This window comes from Streptomyces sp. T028, from assembly GCF_048159505.1.
GTDB lineage: Bacteria > Actinomycetota > Actinomycetes > Streptomycetales > Streptomycetaceae > Streptomyces.
Window position 1 is genome coordinate 1 of sequence record NZ_JBLRVZ010000095.1, and the last position, 25,923, is coordinate 25,923.

Annotated in this window: 32 protein-coding genes and 1 pseudogene; 12 read left to right on the forward strand and 21 right to left on the reverse strand. The window is 70.7% G+C overall.

All coding sequences use genetic code 11. The features are described 5' to 3' along the window. From ACLZN2_RS49965 to ACLZN2_RS50065, 21 genes and pseudogenes are all read right to left on the reverse strand, one after another. The coding region (locus tag ACLZN2_RS49965) for a hypothetical protein (RefSeq protein ID WP_416986825.1) at nt 1-363 on the reverse strand (363 nt) is incomplete at its 3' end. Nucleotides 364-404: 41 nt separating this feature from the next. Further along, nucleotides 405-1,277 carry a DUF317 domain-containing protein gene (locus ACLZN2_RS49970; RefSeq protein WP_416986827.1) on the reverse strand — a complete coding sequence of 291 codons (873 nt, stop codon included), beginning with the start codon at nt 1,275-1,277 and terminating at the stop codon, nt 405-407. 39 nt (nt 1,278-1,316) lie between these two features. Beyond that, nucleotides 1,317-1,997: an HAD family hydrolase gene (locus tag ACLZN2_RS49975; RefSeq protein ID WP_416986829.1), complete on the reverse strand. Its 681-nt coding sequence runs from the start codon at nt 1,995-1,997 to the stop codon at nt 1,317-1,319. Beyond that, nucleotides 1,994-3,079, reverse strand: a complete 1,086-nt coding sequence (locus tag ACLZN2_RS49980) for an MFS transporter (RefSeq protein ID WP_416986874.1) — start codon at nt 3,077-3,079, stop codon at nt 1,994-1,996. The genes ACLZN2_RS49975 and ACLZN2_RS49980 overlap by 4 nt, the downstream gene beginning before the upstream one ends. Nucleotides 3,080-3,153: 74 nt before the next feature. After that, nucleotides 3,154-4,386 (reverse strand): ATP-grasp domain-containing protein, encoded by a 1,233-nt coding sequence (locus tag ACLZN2_RS49985; RefSeq protein ID WP_416986875.1) that lies wholly within the window; start codon nt 4,384-4,386, stop codon nt 3,154-3,156. Between the two features lie 109 nt (nt 4,387-4,495). Further along, nucleotides 4,496-4,828, reverse strand: coding sequence for a hypothetical protein (locus tag ACLZN2_RS49990; RefSeq protein WP_416986831.1), 333 nt, complete (start codon nt 4,826-4,828; stop codon nt 4,496-4,498). Nucleotides 4,829-4,876: 48 nt separating this feature from the next. Next, nucleotides 4,877-6,118, reverse strand: a complete 1,242-nt coding sequence (locus ACLZN2_RS49995) for an MFS transporter (protein ID WP_416986833.1) — start codon at nt 6,116-6,118, stop codon at nt 4,877-4,879. Then, complete coding sequence (locus ACLZN2_RS50000; protein ID WP_416986835.1) at nt 6,115-6,699, reverse strand: hypothetical protein; 585 nt, start codon at nt 6,697-6,699, stop codon at nt 6,115-6,117. The genes ACLZN2_RS49995 and ACLZN2_RS50000 overlap by 4 nt, the downstream gene beginning before the upstream one ends. After that, complete coding sequence (locus ACLZN2_RS50005; protein WP_416986837.1) at nt 6,696-7,565, reverse strand: winged helix-turn-helix transcriptional regulator; 870 nt, start codon at nt 7,563-7,565, stop codon at nt 6,696-6,698. The genes ACLZN2_RS50000 and ACLZN2_RS50005 overlap by 4 nt, the downstream gene beginning before the upstream one ends. A gap of 32 nt (nt 7,566-7,597) precedes the next feature. Next, a complete protein-coding gene (locus ACLZN2_RS50010) occupies nt 7,598-8,029 on the reverse strand; it encodes a hypothetical protein (protein WP_416986839.1) in 432 nt (143 codons plus the stop codon). 15 nt (nt 8,030-8,044) lie between these two features. Further along, a complete protein-coding gene (locus ACLZN2_RS50015; protein WP_416986840.1) occupies nt 8,045-8,488 on the reverse strand; it encodes a hypothetical protein in 444 nt (147 codons plus the stop codon). Next, nucleotides 8,485-8,952, reverse strand: coding sequence for a hypothetical protein (locus tag ACLZN2_RS50020; RefSeq protein ID WP_416986841.1), 468 nt, complete (start codon nt 8,950-8,952; stop codon nt 8,485-8,487). The genes ACLZN2_RS50015 and ACLZN2_RS50020 overlap by 4 nt, the downstream gene beginning before the upstream one ends. A gap of 110 nt (nt 8,953-9,062) precedes the next feature. Further along, nucleotides 9,063-9,407: an SH3 domain-containing protein gene (locus ACLZN2_RS50025; RefSeq protein ID WP_416986843.1), complete on the reverse strand. Its 345-nt coding sequence runs from the start codon at nt 9,405-9,407 to the stop codon at nt 9,063-9,065. A gap of 197 nt (nt 9,408-9,604) precedes the next feature. Continuing rightward, nucleotides 9,605-10,318, reverse strand: a complete 714-nt coding sequence (locus tag ACLZN2_RS50030) for a hypothetical protein (protein WP_416986844.1) — start codon at nt 10,316-10,318, stop codon at nt 9,605-9,607. A gap of 56 nt (nt 10,319-10,374) precedes the next feature. Further along, nucleotides 10,375-11,034, reverse strand: a complete 660-nt coding sequence (locus ACLZN2_RS50035) for a hypothetical protein (protein WP_416986845.1) — start codon at nt 11,032-11,034, stop codon at nt 10,375-10,377. Nucleotides 11,035-11,069: 35 nt separating this feature from the next. Further along, nucleotides 11,070-11,543: a GNAT family N-acetyltransferase gene (locus ACLZN2_RS50040; protein WP_416986847.1), complete on the reverse strand. Its 474-nt coding sequence runs from the start codon at nt 11,541-11,543 to the stop codon at nt 11,070-11,072. A gap of 29 nt (nt 11,544-11,572) precedes the next feature. Beyond that, on the reverse strand, nt 11,573-12,208 hold the full coding sequence (locus ACLZN2_RS50045; RefSeq protein WP_416986849.1) for a DUF3631 domain-containing protein: 636 nt from the start codon (nt 12,206-12,208) through the stop codon (nt 11,573-11,575). After that, nucleotides 12,205-12,696, reverse strand: coding sequence for a hypothetical protein (locus ACLZN2_RS50050; protein ID WP_416986851.1), 492 nt, complete (start codon nt 12,694-12,696; stop codon nt 12,205-12,207). Before ACLZN2_RS50050 ends, ACLZN2_RS50045 begins: the two co-directional genes overlap by 4 nt. Further along, nucleotides 12,693-13,286 carry a DUF4913 domain-containing protein gene (locus ACLZN2_RS50055; protein WP_416986876.1) on the reverse strand — a complete coding sequence of 198 codons (594 nt, stop codon included), beginning with the start codon at nt 13,284-13,286 and terminating at the stop codon, nt 12,693-12,695. Before ACLZN2_RS50055 ends, ACLZN2_RS50050 begins: the two co-directional genes overlap by 4 nt. A 209-nt stretch (nt 13,287-13,495) precedes the next feature. After that, nucleotides 13,496-14,251, reverse strand: a complete 756-nt coding sequence (locus ACLZN2_RS50060; RefSeq protein WP_416986853.1) for a DNA-methyltransferase — start codon at nt 14,249-14,251, stop codon at nt 13,496-13,498. A 245-nt stretch (nt 14,252-14,496) separates the two neighbouring features. Next, nucleotides 14,497-14,682, reverse strand: a pseudogene (locus tag ACLZN2_RS50065) (site-specific DNA-methyltransferase); the annotation flags it as partial. 529 nt (nt 14,683-15,211) lie between these two features. On the opposite strand from ACLZN2_RS50065, the gene ACLZN2_RS50070 reads away from it, so the two are divergent. The 12 genes from ACLZN2_RS50070 to ACLZN2_RS50125 all read left to right on the forward strand — a co-directional run bounded on the left by ACLZN2_RS50070 (nt 15,212) and on the right by ACLZN2_RS50125 (nt 25,557). Beyond that, a complete protein-coding gene (locus ACLZN2_RS50070) occupies nt 15,212-16,315 on the forward strand; it encodes a C40 family peptidase (protein WP_416986854.1) in 1,104 nt (367 codons plus the stop codon). 213 nt (nt 16,316-16,528) lie between these two features. Continuing rightward, nucleotides 16,529-16,837, forward strand: a complete 309-nt coding sequence (locus tag ACLZN2_RS50075; protein ID WP_067033593.1) for a DUF6112 family protein — start codon at nt 16,529-16,531, stop codon at nt 16,835-16,837. Continuing rightward, nucleotides 16,837-17,520 (forward strand): hypothetical protein, encoded by a 684-nt coding sequence (locus ACLZN2_RS50080; RefSeq protein WP_416986857.1) that lies wholly within the window; start codon nt 16,837-16,839, stop codon nt 17,518-17,520. The genes ACLZN2_RS50075 and ACLZN2_RS50080 overlap by 1 nt, the downstream gene beginning before the upstream one ends. Nucleotides 17,521-17,561: 41 nt before the next feature. Then, nucleotides 17,562-18,926, forward strand: coding sequence for an SCO6881 family protein (locus ACLZN2_RS50085; protein WP_416986858.1), 1,365 nt, complete (start codon nt 17,562-17,564; stop codon nt 18,924-18,926). An 82-nt stretch (nt 18,927-19,008) separates the two neighbouring features. After that, on the forward strand, nt 19,009-20,481 hold the full coding sequence (locus ACLZN2_RS50090; RefSeq protein WP_416986859.1) for an SCO6880 family protein: 1,473 nt from the start codon (nt 19,009-19,011) through the stop codon (nt 20,479-20,481). Between the two features lie 23 nt (nt 20,482-20,504). Beyond that, nucleotides 20,505-21,098, forward strand: coding sequence for a hypothetical protein (locus tag ACLZN2_RS50095; RefSeq protein ID WP_416986861.1), 594 nt, complete (start codon nt 20,505-20,507; stop codon nt 21,096-21,098). A 30-nt stretch (nt 21,099-21,128) separates the two neighbouring features. Beyond that, on the forward strand, nt 21,129-21,578 hold the full coding sequence (locus ACLZN2_RS50100) for a DUF6238 family protein (protein WP_416986863.1): 450 nt from the start codon (nt 21,129-21,131) through the stop codon (nt 21,576-21,578). A gap of 27 nt (nt 21,579-21,605) precedes the next feature. Further along, the gene (locus tag ACLZN2_RS50105; RefSeq protein WP_416986865.1) at nt 21,606-23,120 is read left to right on the forward strand and encodes an ATP-binding protein; all 1,515 of its coding nucleotides are present in this window, start codon (nt 21,606-21,608) and stop codon (nt 23,118-23,120) included. A gap of 213 nt (nt 23,121-23,333) precedes the next feature. Next, complete coding sequence (locus ACLZN2_RS50110) at nt 23,334-23,717, forward strand: hypothetical protein (protein WP_416986866.1); 384 nt, start codon at nt 23,334-23,336, stop codon at nt 23,715-23,717. Continuing rightward, nucleotides 23,714-24,193 carry a hypothetical protein gene (locus ACLZN2_RS50115; protein ID WP_416986868.1) on the forward strand — a complete coding sequence of 160 codons (480 nt, stop codon included), beginning with the start codon at nt 23,714-23,716 and terminating at the stop codon, nt 24,191-24,193. Before ACLZN2_RS50110 ends, ACLZN2_RS50115 begins: the two co-directional genes overlap by 4 nt. Before the next feature lie 17 nt (nt 24,194-24,210). Further along, nucleotides 24,211-24,999, forward strand: a complete 789-nt coding sequence (locus ACLZN2_RS50120; RefSeq protein WP_416986870.1) for a hypothetical protein — start codon at nt 24,211-24,213, stop codon at nt 24,997-24,999. Between the two features lie 48 nt (nt 25,000-25,047). After that, nucleotides 25,048-25,557, forward strand: coding sequence for a hypothetical protein (locus ACLZN2_RS50125; RefSeq protein WP_416986872.1), 510 nt, complete (start codon nt 25,048-25,050; stop codon nt 25,555-25,557). Nucleotides 25,558-25,923 lie beyond the last annotated feature (366 nt).

Sequence of the window (25,923 nt, forward strand, 5' to 3'; positions counted from 1 at the left end):
GGCCCGCAGTCCGCCGACGTCCGCGCCGCTCCACGGCGGCTGGCGGTTGTGGTGGCGCAGGTCGAGGATGCGGGCGTAGCCGCTGTAGCCGGGTCGGACCTCATGTGCGGCGTCGCGTCGCGTGAAGGTGTCGTGCTCGTCGAAGGTGAGGACCACTGCGTCGACGTCCCCCTTCTCGGGGTGGACGACGGCAAGGCGCAGACCGTCGTACTCGTTTTCGCGGATGGTGCGCGAGAAGTCGATCCGCAGCCGTAGTACGGAGTTGGGCAGCGGGGTGGCGTAGTAGGTGTTGCCGACGATGGTGCTCTCGGTGAACGGGAGCGTGAGGTGCTCGGTGAAGAACTGCGGGGCGTGCAGGGACACTTACGGGTTGCCTTCTGACGTGCGGGGCAGGAGAGGCCGGTTCAGCGGCGTGGGCTGGTACGGGCTGCGGCGGGAGCCGTGGCGACGGTGGTGGTGCTCCAGCGCGGAACGCTGCGGGTCCCAAGGGCCGGCGGGCGGCGGGCGGCGGCGCGCTGCACGTCGAGGGGCGTGGGAACTCGGGGTGCGTGTGGCGTGACGGGGGTGAGTTGTGCGGACTCGCGCAGCCAGGGGAGCATGCTGTCCTTCCAGCGCGGCAGCGGTGCCGGATCGGCGACGCTCTGAGTGATGGCCTTGACCAGGGCGGTCGGCGTGTGGGTGGTTGCGGTGGCGTACCAGCGGGCGTGGCCGCTCTTGGGGCCTCCCCACATGTGCCAGCGGGCCTGAAGGGTGGTCAGTTCCCTCTCCGGGTCGAGGCGGCCGGTGGTGTATTCGAGGGTGGCCATCCCGTCGGGGGGCTTCAGTTCCATCACGCCCCAGCGTGGGTGCTGGAACTGCCAGCCGTTCTTGATCAGCGGGACCACGGCGTCGAAGGCGCCGAGCTCGGGGTCCTTCAGATCGGGCGGGGCAAGGTAGGTGTCGGGGCCGGCGGTGTATGCCTCGGCGAGGGCGGTGGTGAAGGCTGTGACGAACTCCGTCGGGCAGTTGTCGTTGAAGCTCACGCCCCACGCGGGCGGGCCGAAGCGGTCACGGTAGGCGTTGATCCTCCACAGTCCGTCGTCGTCTCCCTCGGGCAGGAACCCGAGTCGGACGCGGTGGTCGGGCGCGGTGACGTAGGCGTTGCCGAGGTCATCGTTCCGCAGGTCGAAGCCGAGCGCGAGGAGCGGCTCGAGCGCGGGGTCGCCGATGGCGGTGCTGCCGGCGAGGTAGCGGGGAGAGACGTAGACATCGCCGTCGATCTCTTCGGTGTCGGGCACAAGGGTCCTGGGGTCAGCGGTGGTCGAGGGCAGGCGAGATCAGCGGCTGGTGCCGCGCGGGGCTGCTGGCGGGCGTACGGAGGCCGGGCCGACAGGGAGCAACTGCTTGGCCAGTTCGGCGGGTTGGCCGGTGTAGTGCAGGGTGCGCAGGCCCAGCTGGGCGGCGGCCTGGCAGTTGTCGTCGCGGTCGTCGATGAACAGCACGCGTCCGGGATCGGTGATGCCGGTGGCCGCGAGGGCGTGTTCGTAGGCGGCCGGGTGGGGCTTGCACAGGCCCAGGCGGGCCGAGTACAGGGCGTCGGCCATCAGCTCGCGCCGCCAGCCGGTGGCGTCCAGGACGTTGCTGAGGTAGGCAGGGGCGTTGGAGAGCAGCACCATGGGCAGCCCCGTGGCGCGGGAGCGACGCAGGATGTCGAGGACGCGGTCGTCGGTGCGGATCCACATGGCGGTGTCGGCTGTGCGCAGGGTGCGCAGCCACCGTGCGCCGGGGTGGTGGCCGAGGACCTTGGCCCAGTAGGCGAGGTCGCTGAGTTCTCCGGCGTCGTACGCCTCCCTGTGTGCCCAGAAGGCGTGCTGGAAGGAGTCGAGTTGCCTGCTGGGCCACTCGGCGAGGTCGGCGAGGCGGGTCCACATGGCGGGGGTGGGCTGTCGGCCCAGGACACCGTTGTAGTCGATGATCACGGCGTCCGTGCAGTTCGGCGTAAGGGAAGTGGTGGTCAAGGGGCTGGGGTCTCCAGGGCTTTGTGGGACAAGGCGGCGACGGCGGCTGCGAGGAGGGCGGGCAGCAGCAGCGCCACCGGCAGGGTGGTGATGGTGGCGAGTGCGCCGATGAGGGCGGGTCCGGCGAGCAGGCCGACGTAGCCGGTGACCGCGACGGTGGCGACCGCCCGAGGGCCGCCAGCGCCGGCGGCGGTGATCAGGCTGGGGATCGTGACCGACAGGCCCAGGCCGAAGGCCGTCCACCCGGCGAGTGCGAAGGCGATGGTGGAGCCTGCCAGGCCGGTGGCGAGGCCGAGGGCGGCCAGGGCGGCGCCGGTGCGTACGACGGCGGGGGCGCCGTAGCGGGTGGTGAGCCGGTCTCCGGCGAGGCGTCCGGCGGCCATGGCTGCGCTGTAGAGGGCGAACGCTGTCGCGCTGGTCGCGGCCGTCGCATCCAGGCTGTGCAGGTGGACAGCGGCCCAGTCGGCGGCGGCTCCCTCGCCCAGCAAGGTTGCGGCCGCCAGCGCGCCCAGCAGCCACAACCGGGGCCGGGAGAATCCCCTGTACTCCTTGGGGTCGGGGGTGCCGGGGTTGTGGACGGGCTTGAGTCCGGGGGCGGCAACGCAGCGGGTGAATCGAGTTGTCGCGCAGGCCGCTGCCATGGCGGTGGCGCCGACGCCGGCGAACAAGACGGTGTGCGGGGTGTGTGTGGTGGCTGCGGCCATCGCGGCGCCTGCCAGGGCGCCGAGGCTGTAGCTAGCGTGGAGTCCGGCCATGATGGGGCGTCCGTGGGCGTTTTGGCAGCGGACCGCCGAAGAGTTGGCTGCGACGTCGAGGACGCCGTGCGCGGCGCCGAAGACGAACGCCACCGCGAGGAGGGTGTCCAGGTTGCGGCAGGTGCCGAGGGCGGCGAGGCAGACGCCCAGGCCGAGGGCGCCGCCGGTCAGCAGGGCGGGGAGTCGGGCTGGGTGGGCGAGGCGTCCTCCCATCTGGAGGCCGGCGACCATGCCGAGGGCGGCGGCCAGGAGGACCAGGGCGAGCTCGGCGGTGCTCAGGCCGGCACTCTTTTGGACGGCGGGCATGCGCGCGCCCCACACGGCCATCAGCACACCGAGACCGGCGAAGTACCCGATCAGCAGACGGCGGCTGCGCACCAGCTCGGTCGCCACGGTGTCGCTCACTCGGCGAGACCCTCTCCCGCCTCATCCTCCTGCGCAGTGGGGATGATCTGAACATTCAGGTGGCGGTACGCGTCCTGGGCGCGCGCCTGAGCGACGGCGGCGGTCGGCCCGGTGGTCATCAGGAAGCCGATGCGGGCGGTGAACAGATCGCCGCCGTCCTGCGGCAGCACCAGTTCCTCACCCACCTGCCGCTGGAAGCGGACCTGCTCCAGTCCCTCGGCCTGCTCGGCAAAGCCGTCGGTGAGACGGCAGGCGGTGAGCAGGCCCGAGTAGGCGGGGTAGACGAACCGGATGGCGGCAGCCTCGCGGCGGGTGGGGGTCAGGTCGGGGGCACGTGAGCAGGCGATGTCGGCGGCGGCACGGGCGAGGTCGATGCCGGTGGCGAGGTGGACGAGGTGGCCGATCAGGTCGCCGGCGAGGCGCGCGTTGACCTCGATCAGCCGCGGGCGGCCGTCGACCAGGCGCATTTCGACGTGGCTGATCCCGCCGGTGATGCCCAGCGCGGCGATCGCGGCTTCTGCGGCCGGGGCCACGTCGGCCAGCAGCGGGTCGGCCGCGTCCACCGTGTGGGCGAGTTCCTCGAAGTAGGGCTCAAGGCCGACGGTCTTGCGGGTGACGGCGACGACCGTGGTCTGTCCCTGGAAGGTGGCGCACTCGACGCTCACCTCGTCCCCGTCGAGGTACTCCTCGACCAGGACCTCGGTGCTCTCCACGCCACGTCCTGCTGTCTGGGCGGCGATCGCGTACGCGGAGGGCAGTTCGCCGGGGATGTTGACGCGGATCACGCCGATGCTGGCTGCATGCGCGGCGGGCTTGAGGACCACCGGGTAGCTGATCCGTGTTGCGGCCTGCGCGGCCTCCTCAACGGTGCGGACCCGGGCGGATGCGGCCGAGGGAACGCCGTGGCGGGCGAAGAGGGCGCGTGCGGTGGCCTTGTTGCGGCAGCCCTGCATGACCTCGGGAGGGTTGTTGGGCAGGCCGAGCCGGCGGGCGAGGCGCGCGACGGGAACGAGGTACCACTCGGTCCAGGTCATGATCCCGGCCAGGCGATGGCGTCCGGCGAGGGCCTGACCGGCCACGGTCAGGGCGGCCTGGTCCGTGGGGTCGGCGACTTCCCAGTCGGTGATGAAGGCGCGCTCCCACGTCGGTTCGACGCTGGTGATGAGGACCACGTCGTAGTGAGCGGCGATGTTCTGAAGGCAAAAGCCGCGGTACGCCTCGGCCTCCATGTCCGCGGCGGCAACGATCAGGACGACCGGGTTACCGGTACGAGAGGGCAAGCAGGGCTCCAAACAGGGGGAAGGGAGAAGACAGTCAAGAGCTGGGCTCCCGGGCGGATCAGGGCGTTCGTCGGCGTCGCAGCTCGAATGCGGAGGCCCAGTGGGGGTGATCGGCGATCAGCTTCCGCGCGTACAGGGCGGTGAAGTTGTTGTTGAGGCCGCGGATGCCCTCGGGCAGCTGCCAGCGCAGGTCTTCGAAGAGGGCCTTGAGCCCGATGCGGGTGGCCCCGGAGGCCAGCCGCTGGGCCGTCAGACGTTCCAACGCCCGGTAGACGTAAGGGTGTCGGGCGTCAAAAGCGAGGAAGCGGTCCGTGATCGTGGGCCTCGATCCCGCGCGGTACGACGGACGGGTCGTCAGCCCGGGGTTCTGATGGGCGTGGGGCGTGGGCATCGGGTGGTCTCCGTGAGGACGAGCGGTCGGCAGAGGCCGGCCGGGGGTTCAGGCAAAGGAGGCGCGCAGGCCGGGGACGGTGCGCAGGCGCGCGAAGGTGACGGCGAGGCCCAGGGCCTGCAGGACGGCGCAGCCGGTGATCGCGTGGCCGAGCAGCGAGGGCGGGACGGCGGCGACGAGGATCCCGGCCAGGGGGAAGGGCAGCAGGAGCAGCAGGATGGTCAGCGAGAGGGTGGCGCCGAACACTTCCGACGGGATGAGGTGGGTGCGCAGGGTGCGCAGCACCACGGTCAGGCCGCCTTCGCCGGCCATGAGGACAGCGGTGAGTGCGAGATAGGCGCTGTAGGTGTGGGTGAGGGAGATGGTCAGGCATGCAGTGGCGGCGATCGCCGCGGAGACGGCGCCCACCGGCCACAGGCCGTAGCGATCGATGGCCTTGCGACAGACGGCGACCGCCACGAGGGAGGCGAGGGCGGCGGCGGACCAGATGAGGCCCACGTCGGCGGTGGTGTGTCCGAACTGCTTGACCACGATTACCGGGGCGGCAGCCTGCAGCAGTCCGACCGCCAGATTGGACAGGGTCAGGCCGGTCACCAGCCAGCTAAGTGCGGGCAGCGACCGAAGTGTGGACCAGCCGGTACGCAACCCCTTCCGGACGGTGGCTGCCTCGCGTGCCTGTTCGCGCAGTCTCCGGCATGGGACGAGGGCACAGCCGAGGAGAGAGAAACCGGCGATCGCGATCAGCATTCCGGTGGCACCCGTGAAGTGGAGCAGCAGTCCGGCGAGCGCAGGGCCGGCCAAGGTCATCGTCTGGTCGATGCCGAGCAGGGCCGCCTGCACACGGTGTGCACGCATGCCGGCTTCGCGGCCGGCCACGGCACCCGCGGTCTCGGCGGCGACGTAGGAGAACTCGGTGAGCGCGCCGGTGCCGGCGGCGAGAAGCAGAACGGTGACGGTGGCCGCGTCGGCATCGTTCTGCTGCGGCAGGACAAGCGCGGCGGTCACCACCACGATCGCCCGCGCCGCTGAGGCGAGGCGGAAGACACGGGTGGTGCCGTGTCGGTCGACCAGGGAGCCGGCCAGCGCGAACGCCGCCAAGCGGGGAATCCACTCCAGTGCGAACGCCAGCCCGGTCAGGGCGGCGGAGTTCGTGGTGGCCAGGACCAGCAGAGGGATACCGTACGTCGTCATGGCGAACGCGGCGGCGTCCATGCTGCGCGGCAAGTAGATGCCACGCAGCAGGGTGGGGACCGTTCGGCGTGCGTGCCGGGGTCCGACACGGGATCTCACGCAGCGCACTCCAGATCCTGCGCCGCGTGGGATGAGCGGGATGCGGTCGAGCCCAGGATGTGGGGATGCGTCTGGAGCCACTCGGCCAGCGCCGATTCAGCAGCGTCGGGTATCAAAGCCATGTCGGCGTCGGTGTCGGACACCCGGTGGCCGGTCCCGAGCACGGCCGTCTTTCCGGCCCGGTCGGCGTCGCGTACGGCTGCCGTCGGCTGGGTGAGGAGCTTGAGGGTGCGTTGGACGCGGGCGACGAAGCCGCTGGTAGGGCTCGGGTATTGGTGGGTGCGGGCCCAGCGGGCCGCCAGGTCGTACACGCCGGCCAGATCCTCGCCTGCTTCGGTGAGCCGGTAGCGGGTCGGTGCCTGGGGGTCGGCGTGCACCAGACCGAGGTCGCGGGCGACATCGATGGCGTAGCGCAGCTGGTTGGCGGTGAGGTCTCCGAAGGCGCTCTGGAGGCTGCCGCGTCGGTGGCTGATGGGGCCGTTGTCGTCGATCTCGCTGACCAGCCGGATCAGGGCCGGCAGGGACAGGGCGCTGATCACCCGGCACGTGTGCGGGTGGTTGAAGATCGGAGTGCTGGTCACCGGCGCGGGCCTCCTGCCGGGGAGACCTGGAGGGGACGGGCGGGTGTCTGGTGGGAGAAGAGGTCGCCGGCCCGCCACGCCGGAGCAGCCGATGGGGCGGCGGGGGCTGCGGGGGCCGGGAGACGGGTCTGCGTGGTCAGCCACGCCCCGGACCGGGTCCGGGCGGGGGCGCGTGTCTGCCCCCACAGCGGGTGGGCGTAGGCGGTGTCGAGCGGGCGTCCGGCCGCCCAGGCCGAGAGGCTCTGGAAAACGGGCGCGAGGGCCCGGCCGGTGGCGGTGAGCTGATACTCGCCGGCGCCTGTGGCCGTGGAGCGGTTGACGACCAGGCCGTCGGCGACCAGCCGGTCCAGCGGCAGGTAGACGGCGGGCAACAGGTAGGTAGGCATGGCCTCGGCGGCCAGCGCCTTCGCACTCGCCGCCCCGCGCGCCTTCAACGCCCACAGGATCGGGGTGGCGTGGCGCGGGCTGATCAGGGCAATGGTGTCCTCGGCGTTCTGGGCCGCGGCGATCGGCTCGGGCTCCGTCTCTCCCGTGCGCGGGTTGCGCACGAGTCCCTTCTCCAGGTGTTCGTCGCCCCAGGCGGCGATGACGGTGAGGACGGGCAGCAGCTCGGCGGCACGTGCCGTCAGCCCGTACGTGACGTGATTGCGGGCGTGTTCCGTACGCTCGATCAGGCCCGAGTCGGTGAGCTTGCGCAGTCTCGGGTTGATCTGGCCTGACTGCAGCCACGACAGCTGGGACTGGATCTCCTTGTAGCGCAGCGGCTGTTCGGCGAGCGTCATCAACGTCCACACGCTCCAGCGGGGGGCGAGCATCTCCAGGGCCTCGGTGACGCGTGCGAGATCGGTGCGGGTGGGACGGTGCAAAGGGGGAACTCCTCAAGCGGGGGCTGGAAAGGTCAGCGGGTGCGGGCGGCAGCACGCGTGAGAGCGGGCGCGGGAGCAGGAACGCAACCGGCCGGGCCCGGCTGGGGTGCCGTGTCCGGGGCGGGGACGCGGTGCAGGCTGGCCAGGACGCCATTCAGGGTTTTGGTGTGGGCGTCGCGGGTGGCGACGGAGTCGGCAAGCCGACGGGCGCAGTCCAGGATGTGGACCGTCTCGACGGGGCCTATCTGCCGCTCCTGGTGGGCCAGTTCTCGCAGCCGCTGCAGCTGGAAGGCGATGTTGCGCTCGGCGAACCGCAGGTCGGTGAGACTGCTGATCAGGGCGGCAAGCATGCTGCCGTCGGGATTGGCCTCGGCGAGGGCTTCTAGGTCGGCCAGGGGCTTGGCGTAGAGGTCCTCGATGCGCCCGGCGATCTGCTGCGCGTCGCTGGCGGAGGGCTGAGACAAAGGTCGATGGGACTTTCAGGGACGATGGGCTTGCACCGCCCCAGCCCGCGGGGGTGCCGGGGCGGGCGTGGCAACAGCCGTGATCTTCTGCTGAGCGAACTGGAGAGGCCGAGCCGGGCGTTGGACCTGCTCGGGCATCGTCCGCAGGAGCTCGCCGAGGGCGGCGACGTAGCCGTCGCGTCCGGCCAGGGCGGCCTCCAGCCACTGGGCGTCGAAGCGCAGGTCGTCGGCGGACAGCTCGTTCATGTCCCGGTCAGCGGCGGTGGCGGCATGGACCCGGTCCCGTACCCGGGTCACCTGCTCCTCGGCCACCACCAGGAAGCTGCGCAGCTCCAGCGCGCGCACCAGGGCGGCAGAGGCTTCGGGCTCTGTCGCCTGTGCGTACAGCTCCCGGACCGGGGCCCCGAACGCCTCCTCCAGCAGGTGGTCCTGGGTGGAGGTCTTCTCGATCACGCTCATCGGACCGCCCCGCGTACGCGAGCCTGGCCGGCGGCGGGTAGCGACGGTTCGGCGGTCGGCAGGGCCGGGCCCCGGCGAACGGTCGGGGAGCGCCACACGGCGGTGCGATTCCCGATCGCCTGAGGGTCGAGGAGGTGGCGCACCGTCATGGCGCGTCCCTCGCGCACGGTGTGCGCGACGTTCACCGTGCGCGCGAGCTGCATGATGTGTTCGGGTAGCTCGACGAATTCATCGTCGGGTACGGCGTCCATGTGCTGGGCGAGGGCTTCGGCAAGAACGTCTTCGGCCTGGTCCAGTACCTGTTGGGCCTCGGTGAGCAGGCCGTGCCAGCGCACGATCGTGGCGGCTTCCGGGCTGGCCTGGGAAGCGGCGGCTACGGCTTGGCGCAGCTCGGCGATCGGCATCTGGAAGCGGGTCTCTATCTGCTCGGTGAGAACGTCCAGCACGTTGCCAGAATTGGGCACAGCAATCTCCTTTCCGTGGGCGTGCGGGGAAACAGGGCCGAATATTCACAGCCCAACCGCCGTGCAGATGGCGGTGATTCAGAAGAGACTTGGCCGGGGCAGCTTTCTGGTTAGTCCAGGCACATGCCGACGGGGCGGTAGACGTAGGTGGCGGAGACCCAGCCCTTGACGCCGGTCGTCTTGTCGGTGATGTAGCGCCACTTTCCGCTGGTCTTGTGCACGGTGAACTTGTGGCCCCGGTACAAGATCCCGACGGCGGTGGACTTGGCGGACGCCTTGGAGCGCATGGTGACGGCCTTGGTGCCGATCACCCACGGTCCCGGGCCGGTGCAGGACGGGTTGCCCATCGAGGCAGGCACCTGGGCGGGTACGGCGCTCGCAGCGGTGGCGGAGACCAGGGGCAGAGCGAGGGTGCCGAGAAGCGCAGCGGAGACCGCTATTCGGGTTGAGCGCATGGGGAATTGGACTCCATAGAGGAGGGGAAAATTGCAAGAACAGGCCCGGGCAGATGCAGTGCGGGCCGAGTTCAAGAGTCCGGAGAATCCCCGGTTTCGGTAACCGGGGATGTGCTGCTATATTCCGCACTCGCACACGCGGAACGGCATCCGTTGCGCGAAATGGCGTGGCACTGGGGGGAGTTCTCGTATTCGGCTCAGCGGCTCGGGCCGCGCGGGGGCGTGGGGCGTGCCGGAGCCGCGGGCAGCGTGGTGCGGCGGACGGATGGTGCGGGGGCGGGCAGCGGGATGTCCTCGCCGCTCCAGTGCGCCTCCCACCAGGTCGTGGCGGCCTCAAAGGTGGCGAAGCCGCCCTCGCGCAGCGTGTGCGTGAAGGTATCGGTGTCGGCCTTTTCCAGCAGCACCCGGAACGGCACGGGCGCCCTCTCGTCGAGGGCGCGCAGGAGCACGGTGGTCTGGATGGGCTCGCTGTCGTGGGTGTAGCTGGTCAGGAGGGCGAAGTGGTCGCCGTCGCGGCGCAGCCGCTCCTCCAGGGCCCGGGTGGCGTCGTCGGCGGGCGTGGTGCCCATGCCCTGCGGCAGGAGAATCCTCGCCTCGGGGCAGCCGCGGGCGATCAGCCAGGACTGGGCCATGGCCGGCAGGGGCAGCTCGGCGTGGGCGAAGCGGAAGGTGCGCGCGGCGGTGTCGCGCTTGAGGTGCAGGGCGACGATCTGGGGCTCGCCGGGGATCCCCCAGGTGACGGCCCTGTTGTGCAGGACGTAGAAGCTGTGCTGGTCGTCTGTGGTGTGGTGCTCGGCCAGGACGGTGAGCATGTCGTGCTCGCTGGCGATGTGCTGCCAGAACTGCTCGTCAACACGGTCGTTGACGGCCTCGTAGTCGTCGAGGCGGAAGTCCAGGGTGGATGTGGGCATCGATGCTTTCGGATCGAAGGCACGAACGGAACTGCAGGAGTGGGCCGTTGAGGCGTTCAGCGCCGAGGGGCGGACGCAGCCGGCCAGGCTCCAGCCCGCCGCACAGGCGGCAAGGTCTGTGGTCCAGGCGGTCGCGGCGCGGCGAGGAGTGAGCGGCCGGCCTCAGTGAGGGTGACGGGCTGCCCGGCGTGGAGCGGGTGGGAGTCGTCGCGTACGACGAGACCGGCGGTCTCGAAACGTTGGAACTGGTGGTAGGCGACCCGGGTGCCGGAGGCGGTCACGACCGACAAGCGCTGGGTCAGCAGATGTTCCCGGAGTTGGGCGCCCCGGGCGATGGCGAGGAGGGCCGCGTGATCCTGCACGGACAACTCCTGCACCGGCCCGGGGCGCTGGGTGCGAGCGGCCGTTTCCACCGATGCCAGCGCAGCCTGGGCCTTCGCTTGCTGGGCATCACGTTCGCCGACGGCCTGCGACAGTTGACCGACGGTACGGTCGATCCGCGTGCACAGGACCTGATCGACCGGGAGCTCGCCCGAGGCCAGACGGGCCAGCAGAAGGCGGTGGAAGGCCACCGCTCGCTCTGCTGTGACCAGGTCGCGGTGGGCATCGGCCAGCTGGGTCTGCGCCGCGTCCAGCAGGTCCCGCTCGCGGTGCTGCCAGAGTTGCTCGATGCTGCGGCCCACTGCTGCCTCGATGCGGTGATCGAGGGCAGTCACCACCGGTGTCGTCGACGCGGAAGGGGATGCACTGGTCATCGGGTAGCCGCCTGGTGCCAGCCGGGACGGTCCGGGGAGTCTGGATCGAGGGCTACATGGATTTCGAAGTACGGGCCGTCGCGGGTGTGCCGGGCGGGGCCCAGGCGGTCGAGGATCCGGATCATGGCCGTGTGGGACGCCTGGGTGTACGCGGTCAGTGTGTGAGCGCCCCGGGAGCGGGCCGCGTCGGCCGCGTGCCGGGCCAGCGCCGTGCCGATGCCCTGGCGGTGGCGGGCGTCGGCGACCTGCAGTCCGAGGTCGACGACGCCCTCCTGGCCGCTGACGGGGCCGACGCAGACGAGGCCGACCGGTTCCTCGTCGGCGTCGAGCCCCATCCAGCACTCCGCATGGGCGAGCAGCCGCGACAGGTCGCGGCGCGCGAAGCGGGTTCGGCCCCAGCGGTGCAGCAGGCTCGTCTCCGAACAGTGTTGGTGGAAGGCATCGACCAGGTGCCAGTCCTGGACCGTCACCCGTTGCGTGCGCGCGAGAGCGGGGTGCGTCAGCAGGAGCAGGCCGCCCGTGCGTCCAGCAGATCGGTACGCCGGTATGCCTTGTAGCGGCGGCCGTCGTGGCCGGTGGTGTCGCGGGTGCGGACCCCGTAGGGAGCCAGGAGCTCGGCGAGACGGCCCTGGGTGAGGTCGGCGTACGGCCATCGGCCCTCGGCGTCACCCGGCAGGTCGCGCAGGCACAGCACGAGATCGGCGGAGGCCATGGTGTCCGGGTCACCGACGACGGCGAAGACATCGAGGCAGGCGTGGACGATCGTCTTCGGCCGGCTCGGACAGGACAGGAAGTCGTCGTCCTCATCCTCCGCCTCGTCCCGCACATCCTGCGCGTCGTCTTCGTCGTCGTCCTCGGGTGCAACGGCGCAGCAACACGAGGTGGACAGCAGTGCGCCCAGCTCGGCGCCGGCGGCTATGCGTTCGACGAGGACATCGGTGAGCTTCTCCAGCTGCTCGGCGGCGCTGACGCCGTGGGGCAGCGTGGCGCCGGAGAGGGCGACGAGCTGCCGGTCGAGGTCCTGGACCTCGGTGAACACGTCGAGGATGGCGCGGTGGTGCGGGTTCTCGGTCGCCGGGACGGGCGCCAGGACGGCGGTGGCGACCTGGTCGATCAGGGTGGGGAACTGCGTCAACGAAGGGGGCCCTTCAGGGGTGTTGTGGGTGCGGGGTGGGGAAGGCCGGGCATCGCGTACGGCGGCGGGCCCGGCTTGGGGATCGGCTGGGGTGCGTCCAGTTGGGGGGAGCGGGTGCGGGCGGCATGCGTCCGCGCGCCCGTTGGACGCCGGGTGATACCGAGGCGAGCGCGGGCGGTGTCGTACACGTCGTGCCTGGCCCGCGGGCGGACGGCCACCACGTGGATCTCGGTGCGGTGCGTGGAGTTCACGGGCGCCGGCCGCTGGGCGTAGACAATGCGCCACTCGTTGCGGTGATCGACGTACAGCTTTCGACAGCCGGCTAGGTCGCGTTCGAGCTTGCTGCCGAACAGCCGGGCGTTGACGACGTCCTGGAGCTGGGCGAGTGCCAGATCGCGGATGTCTTCCGGGGCCTGGAGCAGGTCGGTCAGGGCACGGGGGTCGAAGGACAGGCCGAAGGCCGGCCGTGCCTCGGGGCCGCCGGTCATACGGCCTGGCCTGGGCGACCGTCCTCCTCCGGCTCCCTGGAGGAGCGGGAGGAGGGCTTCGGGCCGGGCAGCAGACGGTGGGCGGGCCGATCCGGGTCCGTCATACACGCCGACAGCGGCCCGCCGGGCGCCCGTACGGCGGCAATGGCGTGCGTGAGGAAATCGCGATGCCACACGAACATGCCCGACAGGCCCGCCTCGGGTTCCCTGTGCTGCTGGTAGGCCAGCCACAGGGAGTGCAACCAGGCCACGACGTCCTCGTGCTCCTGCCACTGCTCGCACCAGGGCGCCGCGGTGGTGACCTCCGAGCCGTACCGGACGAAGTAGCCATTCACCCAGTCCGTGAGGGCGTCGAGTTCGTCCTCGTACTCCTCGCCGTCCAGTTCCAGGATCGGTCGCGGCTCCGGCGGAGCGGGCGGCAGGGGCATGCCCGCGAATCCCGGCATGCCATAGGCGGCGAACGGTGAAGGGGCGGGTGCGGAGGACAGGCTGTCGAGCTGCCGGGCCTGCTGTTCCGACTGATCGAGCAGCTTGCGGACCTTCGCCTCGATGCTCTCCAGATCGGATTCCGGCAGCCGGACCGGTTCCATCTCCCCGTCGTCCGGGGCGTTTATGGATTCAGGCACGAAAGGGGGTCTCCTTGAAGGCGCAGCCGATGGGTGGGATTTCGGCTCCAACCATCCTTACAATCCCCGGTTTCGGTAACCGGGACTCTCGTGCTACAACGCCTCCGCAGGTGAGAGATAAAGACACCTGGACAGCATTCAACGGGCTGCTTGGGACATCAGAAGGACGGCGGTCAGGACGTGAGGGTGACGTCGTCCTGGGTCAGGGTCTGCTGGAGCGTCTCGGTGAGCCGGTCGGCGGCGATTTCCGCGTAATGGCGGGTCTTCTCCACGCCGATGAAGTCGCGGCCCTCCAGCAGTGCGGCCACGCCGGTCGAGCCGGAGCCGCAGGTGAAGTCGAGCACGGTGCCACCCGGCGGAGCGATTTGCACCAGATCACGCATGACCGAGACGGGCTTCTGCGTGATGTGCTGGCGGGCCTTGCCTGAGGGCTGCGAGGCGCTGTAGAGGCCCGGCAGATAGACGGGATTACGGGAGCCGTCGATGGCACCCTTGGACGCCCAGACGATGAACTCACAGTTCTGGGTGAAGCGGCCCTTCTGTGGCCTGGCCTGCGGCTTGTGCCAGGCCAGCACTCCACGCCACAGCCATCCGGCCGCCTGGATCGCGTCCGTGGTGATCGGCAGCTGCCGCCAGTCGGTGAACAGCAGCGCCGTGCCACCGGTCTTCGTCAGCCGGTGGGCCTCGGTCATGATCTGCGTCAGCCAGAACCCGTACGACCGCTGATCCATGTTCTCACCCGTGAAGTCCGGCAGGTCATGGCCGGCGTCGACGGAGGTGTACTTCTGCTTGGCGCTGCGGCTCGTGCGCTCCTTCGCGGTCCGGCCGCCGGAGTTGTAGGGCGGGTCGGTGATGACGGAGTCGACGCAGTTGTCCGGCAGTTCGGCGAGAACGCTGAGCGCGTCGCCCTGATGCAAGGAAAAAGGCAAAGAGGTACCCCAGTTCGGGTCGGTGAAGAGGACGGGAATGCCTCGGGCCCCGCAGCAGTGGTCCCGTCGTCGGCATTCGGGCGTGACAAGGCCCGCCGACGGAAGACGGGGGTGCGAGGGGGAGGAACCAAAACTGTAGGGCACGATCCCCGGTTGAGCGCTATCGCCCGCCAAAACCCCCGGAATCAAGCCTTGATCACGAACGATTTCGGCAACCGGGGATCCGCCCTTACTGTTTAGGGNGTGAAGTCCGGGAGTGCATGGCTGGCGTCGGCGGAGGTGTACTTCTGCTTGGCGCTGCGGCTCGTGCGCTCCTTCGCGGTCCGGCCGCCGGAGTTGTAGGGCGGGTCGGTGATGACGGAGTCGACGCAATCGTCCGGCAGTTCGGCGAGAACGCTGAGTGCGTCGCCCTGGTGCAGGGAAAAAGGCAAAGAGGTACCCCAGTTCGGGTAGGTGAAGAGGACGGGAATGCCTCCGGCCCGCAGCCGTGATCCCGTCGTCGGCATTCGGGCGCGACAAGGCCCGTCAACGGAAGACGGGTGTGCGCGGGGGAGGAACCAAAACTGTAGGGCACGATCCCCGGTTGAGCGCTATCGCCCGCCAAAACCCCCGGAATCAAGCCTTGATCACGAACGATTTCGGCAACCGGGGATCCGCCCTTACTGTTTAGGAACTGCCCGGCGAACACCGCCGATGGCCCACTCCCCTACCCCTGCCTCGTGGAGGTTCCCCCTGTCCCGGCACACCTGATCCCGCCGCCCCGCAACGGCGCGGGGTGCAACTCGCCGCGTTTTCGCAGGTATCCCGATTCACCCAGCCCGGCCGCCCGCCCCCTTTCCCCTCCTGCGTACGCGCGGCCAGGACTTCGCTTCCAAGGACCCCGTTGACATCGTTCTACCCTCCCCTGCCCACAGGCGCCCCGCCGCCGGACCGTAGCCGTCCGCCGGGAGGCCAGCCGGATTGAAGGGCATAGCCGCCGGCATCGGCGTCTTCGTCCTCTCCCCCTTCCTCCTCGCCGGCACGGCCATGCTGATGGCCTCCTCCAGCGAGGCCGCCCAGACCACCTACTCCTCCTTCGCTTGCGTGGGAGACGTCGACACCGACGCCGTCGTCGAGCAGGTCACCAAGATCCTCAACGGCGCGTCCGCCAAGGACGTACACATCGAGGGGCTGCCCCTGCCCGAGGAGCAGATCCCCAACGCCCGCACCATCGTGGCCACCGGGATCAGCCTGAGCGTGCCGAAGAAGGGCCAGATCATCGCGCTCGCCACCGCGATGCAGGAATCACGCCTGCGCAACCTCAGCTCCGGCGACCGCGACTCGCTCGGCCTGTTCCAGCAGCGCCCGAGCCAGGGCTGGGGCACCGCCGCGGAGATCCACGACCCCGTCTACGCCTCCACCCAGTTCTACAAGCACCTGCTCGCGGTGGACGGCTGGCAGCAAATGACCGTCACCCAGGCCGCCCAGGCCGTACAGCGCTCCGCCTACCCCGACGCCTACGCCCAGTGGGAACCCCTGGCGACCGCCCTACAGAAGGCGATCGCCGCCACCTTCCCGGACGCCTCCGACACGGACACCACCACGAGCACCGCCTCCTGCACGGCAACCGAGGACGGCTCCGGGTACGGCACCATCCCCGAAGGCTCCGTGCCCAAGGGCTACTCGATCCCCAAGAACGCCGACCCGAAGGCACGCACGGCGATCGCGTGGGCGATGGCACAGCTCGGCACGATGTACCAGTGGGGCGGCACCTGCACCGCACCGCACGGCCCGGACCCGATGGGCCGCTGCGACTGCAGCTCGCTGACCCAGCAGGCGTACGCACACGCCGGCATCACGCTCACCCGCACCACGTACACACAGGTCAACGAGGGCAAGGCCGTCTCCCCCAAGGCGCTGAAGCCCGGCGACCTGATCTTCTCCCGCGGCACAGCCGACCGCCCCGAACATGTCGGCATGTACATAGGCTCGGGCCTTGCGATCGAGGCACCCCGAACTGGAAAGCCTGTTCGAATCACGCCGCTTACGGACTGGGACATCCTCGCCGCCCGCCGCGTCATCTGACCCCGCCCGCCGGGGCGCGCAGCCCCCGCGTGCTCGTCTCACCAGCCCAGCACCGGCACGACTGGCCCCGGCACCCGAGCAAGGTCGCCGCCCCCTGAGCCGCTCCCTCACGCCCCTGGAGACGGCCCATCGGCAGGACCGAGCCGCTCGTCCGCTTCCCTCCCCCATTCTCTTGTCATTCGCGCGTCGCTTCGGCGCGCGCAAGGAGCACCTTTGCATCTGCTCGACACCGTGCAGTACCTGGCCTACGACCCCGGCATCACGCCCTCGGGCGGTGGCTTGCCTGGCCTGGCCGTGCTGAAGAACGTCGTCAACTCGATCAATCTGTTCGCGATCGTCGCCGTGGTCGGCGCACTCGCCGTTTCGCTCGGCGTGTGGGCGTGGGGTCACCACACCGGCGGCCACCAGGCCGAGGCCAACGGCAAGAAGGGCGCCGTCGTCTCGGCCGGCGCCGCCCTCGGCCTCGGCGCCGCCAACGGCATCGTCGCGTTCTTCTCCGCCCTGGGGTCGCAAGTCCACTGATGCCGAAACGACTTCCCTCCCTGTCCGGCTACGGCCTCGGCTGGTCGACCCGGCAGCGCGTCACGGTCATCGCGATCGGCCTCACCGTGCTGCTCGCCCTCGCCGCCACCGTGGCCCTGTTCACCGGGCGCACCAGCAACAGCGCCAGCCACACCCGCACTCCGACCGGAGCAAGCAGCACCTCCTCGGCGTCCGCCGGTCCGACGGCGTCGGCCGGGGCCGGGTCGGTGGCCAAGCCTCCGCCGCTCGCGGACCCGGTCGCGTTCGCCAAGGCAGCCGCCGCGATGGTGTGGTCGTACGACACCCGGACCACCAGCCGCAGTGAGCAGCTCGCTGGCATGAAGGCGTGGCTGACGGCGGAGACCAAGTACGCCGACTGGGCGTCGATCGCCGCGCAGGTGCCGGATCCGGTGCTGTGGTCGCGGATGGCCGATCAGGACCAGTACGCAACCGCCACCGTTTCCGAGGCCCATTACCCCTCGGCGTTCAAGCAGGCCCTGGCCGACGACCCGTCGGCGATCACCGAGGCGTATATCTACGCCGTCACCGTCACCGGCAAGCAGCAGATCGCCTGGAAGCAGGGCGGTGCCGGCGCTGAGGACCGCTCGATCACCCTCGCCGTGCAGTGCCGCCCCAACGCGGACTGCTCCCTGGTCTCCATCGCTCCCCGCGTCGTGCCCTGACGTGCCCCGCGCCCACCTGAGAAAGGAGGGGTGACTCCCCTTTGGGCTTCTGTGACCTCCCCCTCGCGGACAAACTCTGCGCCGTCGGCGACGCGGTCGACTTCGCCTCCAACCCCGGCGAGGCCATCGGCAACTGGATGGCAAAGAGCGCCGGCGAACTCGCCGCCGCCGCTGCCGACCTGGCCGCCGAGGCGGTCAACACCACCACCAAGGTAGACCTGAACGCCGGATGGTTCCGCGACAACTACGAGATGATCCTGCCGATCGGCCTGATCGTCCTCGTCGCCACCTTCTGCGCCCAGCTCGTGCGTGCCGCGATCCGCCGCGACGGCCAGGCCCTCACCCAGGCATTCACCGGCACCGCCACCGGCGTGCTGTTCGCCTTCACTGCGATCGCCTTCACCACCGTAGCCATCGAAGTGGTCGACGCCCTCTCCGATGGCCTCTTCAAAGCCGCGAACCTGGACATCGCTACGGCGGTGCGGCGCATCGTCAAGGTGGGCCAGATCGCCTCCCTGTCCGGCCTGGGCTGGCTGGTCACGGTCTTCGTCGGCGTCGGCGCCGCCCTGGGCGCCTTGCTCTACTGGTGCGTGATGATGGTCCGCAAGGTCGGCATCCTCGTCATGGTCACCTTGGCCGTTTTCGCCGGAGCCGGCGGCGGCTGGGAGGTCGCCCGGCGCTGGCGCAAGGGCTGGATCGAGGCCACCGCAACCCTGGTCGTCTCCAAGCTCCTGATGACTGTGATCTTCGTGCTCGGTATCGCGGCGATGGGCAAGACCGAGGCCAAGGACGGCATCGCCGCGCTGGCCGACGTGATGGCCGGCATCGTCATCCTGGCCCTGGTGTTGTTGTGCCCGTACGCGACGTTCAAGTTCGTGCACTGGGCCGCCTCCGAAGGCTCGGACGCCGAGACGCTGCACCGCTCCGGCGGAGCCGGCGCGCAGATCGCACGCCAGCACGCCGAACGCGCCGGACGCAAGGCCGCCGCCGCGGTCGCCACCGCCGGAACAGGTGGTGCGGCGGCCGGAGCGGGCGCCGCTCCCCAGGGTCCGGATGCCGTGCCGGGCGGTTTCCCCGGCGACATCGCCACCACACCCACGCCGGACACCGGTAACGAAGGCAGCAACTCCACAACGCCGTCGTCCGGAGGCGAGGGAATCAAGAGCGGCCTGGAGAAGGCGGTGCAGCCCGCGCCGACCAGCTTGCGCGACGACACCAGCGGCCACCTCGGCGGCACGCCCGGGACCGGTGGGTCGGGTGGCGGGTCCACCGGTCAGGGCAGCGGGTTCATGTCCGCACCCCCCACCAGCGCCTCCGCCCCGCCGCCGCAGGGCTCTCCGCCGGCCCCGGACTCCACGAGTACGGCCGTCACCGGCACGCCGCCGCCTCCGCCCACCGGCATGTGACCCATCCCCGCGCCGGGACGGCGCCCCGTACTCCGCATGTGGGTATGCCGTCCCGGCCCCGCGCCTCACCGGAAACCGGCTCTTGTCTGAACTCTCCGTCTCCCCGATCACGGTCAAATTCCCGCACCGCTCCAGGCGCGGCATCCTCCTCGGCCTCTCCCTTCCCCAACTCATGCTCGTCTCTGGCGCGTTGGCTCTGCTGCTCATCACCGTGGTGACCACCGGGCTGCTCGGCGCGATCGCGCTGACCCCGCTGTGGGCGATCGTCGCCGCCCTGGTCGCCATCCGCCGCAACGGCCAGTCCCTGATCGACTGGGCTCCGATCGTCGCCCGCTACGCCCACCGTCGCCGCACCGGCCAGACGCTGTGGCTGGCCCGCCCCGTCTCCCGGCCTCGCCAGGACGGCGTGCTGCACCTGCCCGGCGCCGCCGCCTCGTTGAAGGTCGTCACCCCCGGCGACTCCGCCAACCAGGCTGCCGCCGTCCACGACCCACACCGCCAGACCCTCACCGCCATCGCCCGGGTCTCCTCTCGCGCGTTCGCCCTGCTCGACCCCGCCACGCAGAACGCGAACGTGGCGGGCTGGGGCAGGGCCCTGGCCGGCATCGCCCGCACCTCACACGTCGCCACCGTGCAGGTCCTGGAACGCACCGTCCCCGACTCCGGCGACACCCTCGCCCGCCACTGGGCCCAGCACGGCCGCCCCGACATCCCGGTCGCCGGGCAGGTGTACTCCGAGCTGGTCTCTTCCGCCGGCCCGGCCGCCGCCCCGCACGAGGCATACCTGGCCATCTCCCTGGATCTCAAAGCCGCCAAGCGCCTCGTCAGCCAGGCCGGCGGCGGACTACCGGGCGCATTCACGGTCATGGAACAGACCACCTCGGCCATCGCGCTCGCGGCGCGCAGCGCGGGACTGATGGTGACCGGCTGGCTCAACGCGCGGGAGATCGCCGCGGTGATCCGCACCGCCTACGACCCCCACGCCCTCTCCGCCCTGCAGCAGTGGTCGCCGACCGGGCGGGCCGAAGCCGACCCTGCTGCGGCCGGGCCCGTCGTCCAGGTCGAGGAGTACGACCGCCTCGGCACCGACAGCGCCCGCCACGCCACCTACTGGATCGAGAACTGGCCCCGCACCGAGACCACCCCCGGCTTCCTGCACGGTCTGATGTTCACCGCCGGCGTCCGCCGCAGCCTGTCCCTTATATACGTGCCCCAGGGACTCGAGTCGGCGCTGCGCGACGTCCAGCGCAAGAAGGCCGCCATCATCGCCGACGCCAACGAACGCGCCCGCCGCGGACAAGTGGACTCCGAGGCCGACTCCGTCGAGTACGCGGACGTCAAGGTCCGCGAGCGGCAACTGATCGCCGGCCACGCCGACGTCGCCCTGACCGGCCTGCTCACCGTCAGCGCCGAAACCGACGCCGCCCTCGACGCCGCGTGCGCGCAAATCGAGACCGCCGCCGTCACTGCCCAGGTCGACCTGCGCCGCCTGTACTACCAGCAGCCCGACGCCTTCACCCTCGCCGCCCTGCCGCTCGCCCGCACGGCGCTGTGACCAGCCCTCCCACCCCGTTGCCGATGACGATCAACGACGACGCCCGACTCATCCACGCCTTGCATGGCCTCCTCGCCGCTTGCCAGGACCTCGCCGCACGTCACCAGGCAGCCCTCGACCAGTACCGCGACCTCGACGGCTATGTGCGAGAAGACGCGTATGCCGACTACGAAGACGCACGGATCGTCACAGCCATCGAGGCCAGCGACCACCTCGACACGGTCGTCGCACAGCTCATCCGGCTCGTCGGGCCGCCCCCGCCGCGCACCTTCACCCTGACCTTCGCCGGACGCGAGCGGCACGACGGCGAACGGCCCACCAGCTTCGCCCTCCGGGCCACGGACCTCCACGAGGCCCGCTGTGTCATCGAACAGATCCCCGGCTTCCAGCAGTGGTGCCAGGACAACGCACCCGATGACGCGCCAGGCTCCGCGGGCCCGGACGTGGTCTTCCTGTCTGACCAGAGTCACCCCGGACTGCGCGCCCCCGGTGAGTACGTCGACCTGCGGCCCGAACAGGCATCCTCCGCCCCGGCCGCCACCGGCCACTCGTCGCCGGCCGGGCTACGGCCGCCGACGATCACCTCGCTGCCCGGGCCCCGTTCCCGCCCGCGCTGAACGTGCCGCTCTGCGGCACCAAGGACCCCTTTGAACGCACCCCGCACCACCGACGCGCACCCCTACCTCCGTGCCGCCACCGCCGGCCTGCGCCACCACACCCGCACCGCGACCGGTACATCGGCCGACCGCATGCACCTGGACACGCTGCACGCCCACCTCACCGCAGCCCATCAGCTCCTCGACCAGCTCACCGACAGCACCCGGCCCCCGCACCCCGCCGCCGGGCGTCACCTGGCCGCAGCCCACCTGCGGTTGTGGCAGGCCACCGCCGCCGTGCACGACGCCTTCCACACCGTGCCAGCCGACGCAGAAGGTCCCATCGACGAGGAGTGCCGGCCCGAACGTCTGCCGGACGGCCCGCTGGTGCTGACCATCTGCCAGCGGCACCTGGCTGCCTCCCATGCGATCCGCCGCAAGACCACCCCCACCGACCTCAACACCCCGCTGCACGGCCACACCACCACCTGCAGTCAGTAACCCCCGCTCCGTGAAAGCCGCTCCGTCATGACCCACCGGCCCGCGCGCCGAGCCCGCCACGCCTCGGCCTCCCCCCTGTTCACCCCGCACGGCACCGACCGGGCCAGCCGCAAAGCCGCGCGCCGTCAGCTCGCCGAAGCCGCCGCCAAGGCCCGCGCCGAAGCAGGCACCCACCCGGACGGCCATGAAACTGTCGAACCCGAGGTGCCGCCGCCGCTGTTCCCGCCCCGCGGCCGTCCCGGGCCCGCCTCCGCACGCGGCGGACGACTGAAACTGCCACAGCACCGCATGACCACCGCCACCGCCAGCGGGGCGTATCCCTTCCTCGCCGAGGGCGGCCTGGGCGCGGAGGGCATCTACATCGGCCGTGACGTCCACGCCGAGGCCAGTTTCACCTTCGACCCGTTCTCCCTGTACGGGCGCCTCGAAGGGTTTACCAACCCCAACGTCCTGCTCGCCGGAGTGATCGGCCAGGGCAAGAGCGCGCTGGCCAAGTCCTTCGCCCTGCGGTCGATCGCCCACGGGTACCGCGTCTACGTGCCCTGCGACCCCAAGGGCGAATGGACCCCGGTCGCCTCCGCGCTCGGCGGCACGTCCATCGCACTGGGCCCCGGCCTGCCCGGCAAACTCAACCCTCTGGACGCCGCCCCGCGACCGGCCGGCGTGCCGGAGGCCGACTGGGCGGGCGAGATCCGGAAGCGCCGTCTGCTCCTGCTCGGCTCCCTCGCGCGGACTGTCCTGGGCCGCGATCTGCTGCCGATGGAGCACACCGCGCTTGACGTCGCCCTCGACGCGGTCGTCACCCAGGCCACTGCCGTCCACCGCACACCCCTGCTGGGCGATATCGCCGCCACCCTCAACAATCCCGACCAGCTCGATGCCGCCGCCGGGACCATGTCCGGACGGCTCGGTGAGGCCGCCCGCGACCTCGCCCACGCCATGCGCCGCCTCGTCCACGGCGACCTGGCCGGCATGTTCGACGCCCCCTCCACCGTCGCCTTCGACCCCACATCGCCGATGCTGACCATCGACCTGTCCCGGCTCGGCGGCTCCGGCGACGACACCGCCCTCGTCCTCGCCATGACCTGCGCGAGCGCCTGGATGGAATCCGCTCTCACAGACCCGCATGGCGGCAGGCGCTGGATCGTCTACGACGAAGCCTGGCGCCTGATGCGCCACCCCGGACTCCTCCAGCGCATGCAGTCCCAGTGGAAACTCTCCCGCGGCCTGGGCATCGCCAACCTCATGGTCATCCACCGGTTGTCCGACCTGCTCACCGCCGGCGACGCCGGCTCCCAGGGCCGCGCGCTGGCCGAGGGTCTCCTGGCCGACTGCTCCACCCGCATCATCTACCGCCAGGAAACCGACCAACTTCACGCCGCAGCAGCCCTGCTGGGCCTGACGAGCGTGGAGACCGAAGCCATCGCCCACCTCAACCGCGGACGCGGACTGTGGCGCGTCGCCGGACGATCTTTCATCGTTCAACATCAACTCCACCCGCACGAACTGGCGTTGTTCGATACGGACGCCCGTATGCAGTAAGCCACCGCGAGGCGCACCCAAGCCCTCACCGAAGGAAAGAAGACCGCACTGCAGCACCCCGACTTCGAGCTGTACGACAACGTCGGTCGGACCGCCGAACAGATCCACGCCTACCACACGCGGTCCGCCACCACGGATGACCTGTACCGCTGGGCGAAGCGAGACGCCGAAGGCTTCCGCGCCCACCACCCGTTGCCTGACAAGCCGTTGCCCGTGCCGGACCTGGATCCGTACCTGACGGCGCTGGCCTCAGCCGAGACTCCCGCCGAGTTCAGCGCGGTCACCAACGCCCTGCTGGATGCCGCCGAACCCCTCCTCAACACGGTCGTCGACTACCTGGCCGCCGCCGCGCAATGGCGTCGGCAAAACCGCGGCGCCGCCCCCGGCTCCCCGCCCAAACTGCTGAGGGATGCCGCCAGCCGGATCAAGACCGCCGTGGCCATGGCCGCCGACGCCGACCTGCAGATCCTGCGCGCCCACTATGACCCGCCCCCGGACCTCGACGCACTCACCAAGCAGGCCCGCGCAGCCCACGACACGCCACCGGCTCCCCCACCGCCCGGGCAGCAGCCAGGTCCGGGTGGGCCACGGCGGTGACCGAAGCATCATCACCGACCGCCGCTGAAACCGGAGAAACCCACCTGCCACCCCAGCCCGACGCCCCTGCCGCCCAGGACTGGGCGGCCGATGCCGTACGTGATCTCACCGACCGGCTGAACGCCGCCCGCTCGTACGACGAAGCCGCCGGCCTCCTCGATGAGGTCCTGGAGCCGACCGAGGGACTCCTCGCCGGCCTCGAAGACTTCTTCGAAGCGGCAGCCAAGACGGCCAAGGCAGCCGAACGCCAGGACGGCTTCGACCTCTACCACGACCTCCAATCGGCCGCGCTCACGCTGCGCCGGCTCGGAGAAGACCTGCACGTCGCCGTCGACCGCATGCATGCCCTCGCCGTTCCCCCGCGCCGGAGCTGGCAGGAAGCCGTGGCCGACTACTACGCCACCGCCCCCAGCACCCGCAGCCATTCGGCACCGGCGCCCCCGCCCGCCGGACCGTCCCCCGGCCGCACCCGCTGACAGCGCCTCAGGAACCCATGACCGCATCCCGCACCGACCTGTCCTCCTTCGCCACCGCCCTCGCCCATCACCTGCCTGGGCAGTGGTACCGCACGTACGAAGGCTTCCCTCCTCCCAAGAACCACCGGTCGGTCGCCGACCGCGTGTGGGACTGCGGTCCCGCCAATTCGGCCGTCCTGGACTTCCCCGACGCCCCCATCCCGCTCCTCGAAGGGCCCGACGACGCACAGCTCTGTGTCATCGAACGGCCCCGCTACCCCCGCCAGTACCTGGTCGCCCCGCTGGAGCCCGAGGGCTTCAAGCCACACCACTTCCGCATGGTGGATGAGCCGAACGGCATCGCCGTCCCCGACGACCCGGTCCGGGCCGCCGCCGCGGTCTCCCGCCGCGTGCTGCCCCGCTACCGCCAAGCCATGGACGCGGTCCGTCACAACGCCCGGACCCAGCCCGAGCCCCCGCACCGGCTGCCCGCACCGGAGGTCACCCAGACCCTCACGCTGATCTGGTACCCCGATGGGGTCGTGGGCGCACCGTATAAGTCGGTACCGGAAGACGCCCGCATGGTGCTGTACGGCTGTCGTTTCCACTACAGCCCGCACGAGGCTGCGTTCGTGCTGCCCGCCTCATACAGCACCAGTGACCGCGCCCTGCTGATCCAGAGCGCCGTCTTGCTGCTCACCGCCCAAGGCATCGGCGTTAACTTCCGTCACGCTGCCCCCGCCTCGGCGGGCCCACCGACCCGCCCGCCCACAGCGGCGCCTGGCACGCAGCCAACAGCGGGCACGCCGTCCTCAGCGCGACGGTAGACGCCCCCACCCCTCCTGGAGTTGTCGCTGTCCGATCCTGACCAGCGGATGCTGCTGCACGACGTGGCCGACCGGCTCAATACCGTGGCTGACCACCTCCCGCTCCCCGAACAGATCCAACCGGACCCGGCCCTGAGCGAGATTCTGGACGACGAAGTCCGCCACCTGGCCCGCCTGCTGGGCTACCTGGTCGGGGAGAGCGCCTTCCGCCATCGGGCCGCCGCCCGCTACCCGACCCGCGTCACGGCCACCCACCGCCGCACCACCCTCGCGCTCGCCCAAGCGGCCGAGCCCACCAGTGCCGCGCTCGCCGCCCTCGGTGCCGCCGTGCACCACCTCGGCCTCCTCGCCGACCTCACCCACCAAGCACCTGGTCCCGCCCGCAGCCGGGCGATCGCCTCCACGTACCAGGGTCTCGTGGACCGGCTCGGTGAGAGCCGCACCTGCCTCTCCCGCGCCGCGAAGCAACTACGTGCCGCCGCCGATACCCGGGCAACACCGGCCGTGACCGCGCCGTCCCCGCCGACGGCATCCGCCACCGCATCCCGTACCCGCTGACCCGCTACTTTCCCGGAGCTCCCTGATTCCCCTGCACACCTCCGCCCGCCGCACCGCCCTCCTGCTCACCGCCGTATCGGTCGCGCTGACCGCGTCCGCCTGTGCCACCTCCGGCAGCCCGGACGCCGACACCACAACCACGGCCAGGACCACGGCCACGGCCACGGCCACCCGCAGCGCCTCCCCCACGCCGACCGCCGAGCCGGCGCTGACGAAGAAGGAGGCCCTCGCCCTAATCGCCCACTACTCCGAGATCAACAACGAGGCCAACACCGACAACAACCGAAAGCTCCTCGACACCATCGAGGACGGCCCGCTGTACGCGATGTCGGTCGCGGACTACAAGCAGGACGAGGGCCTGCCCAA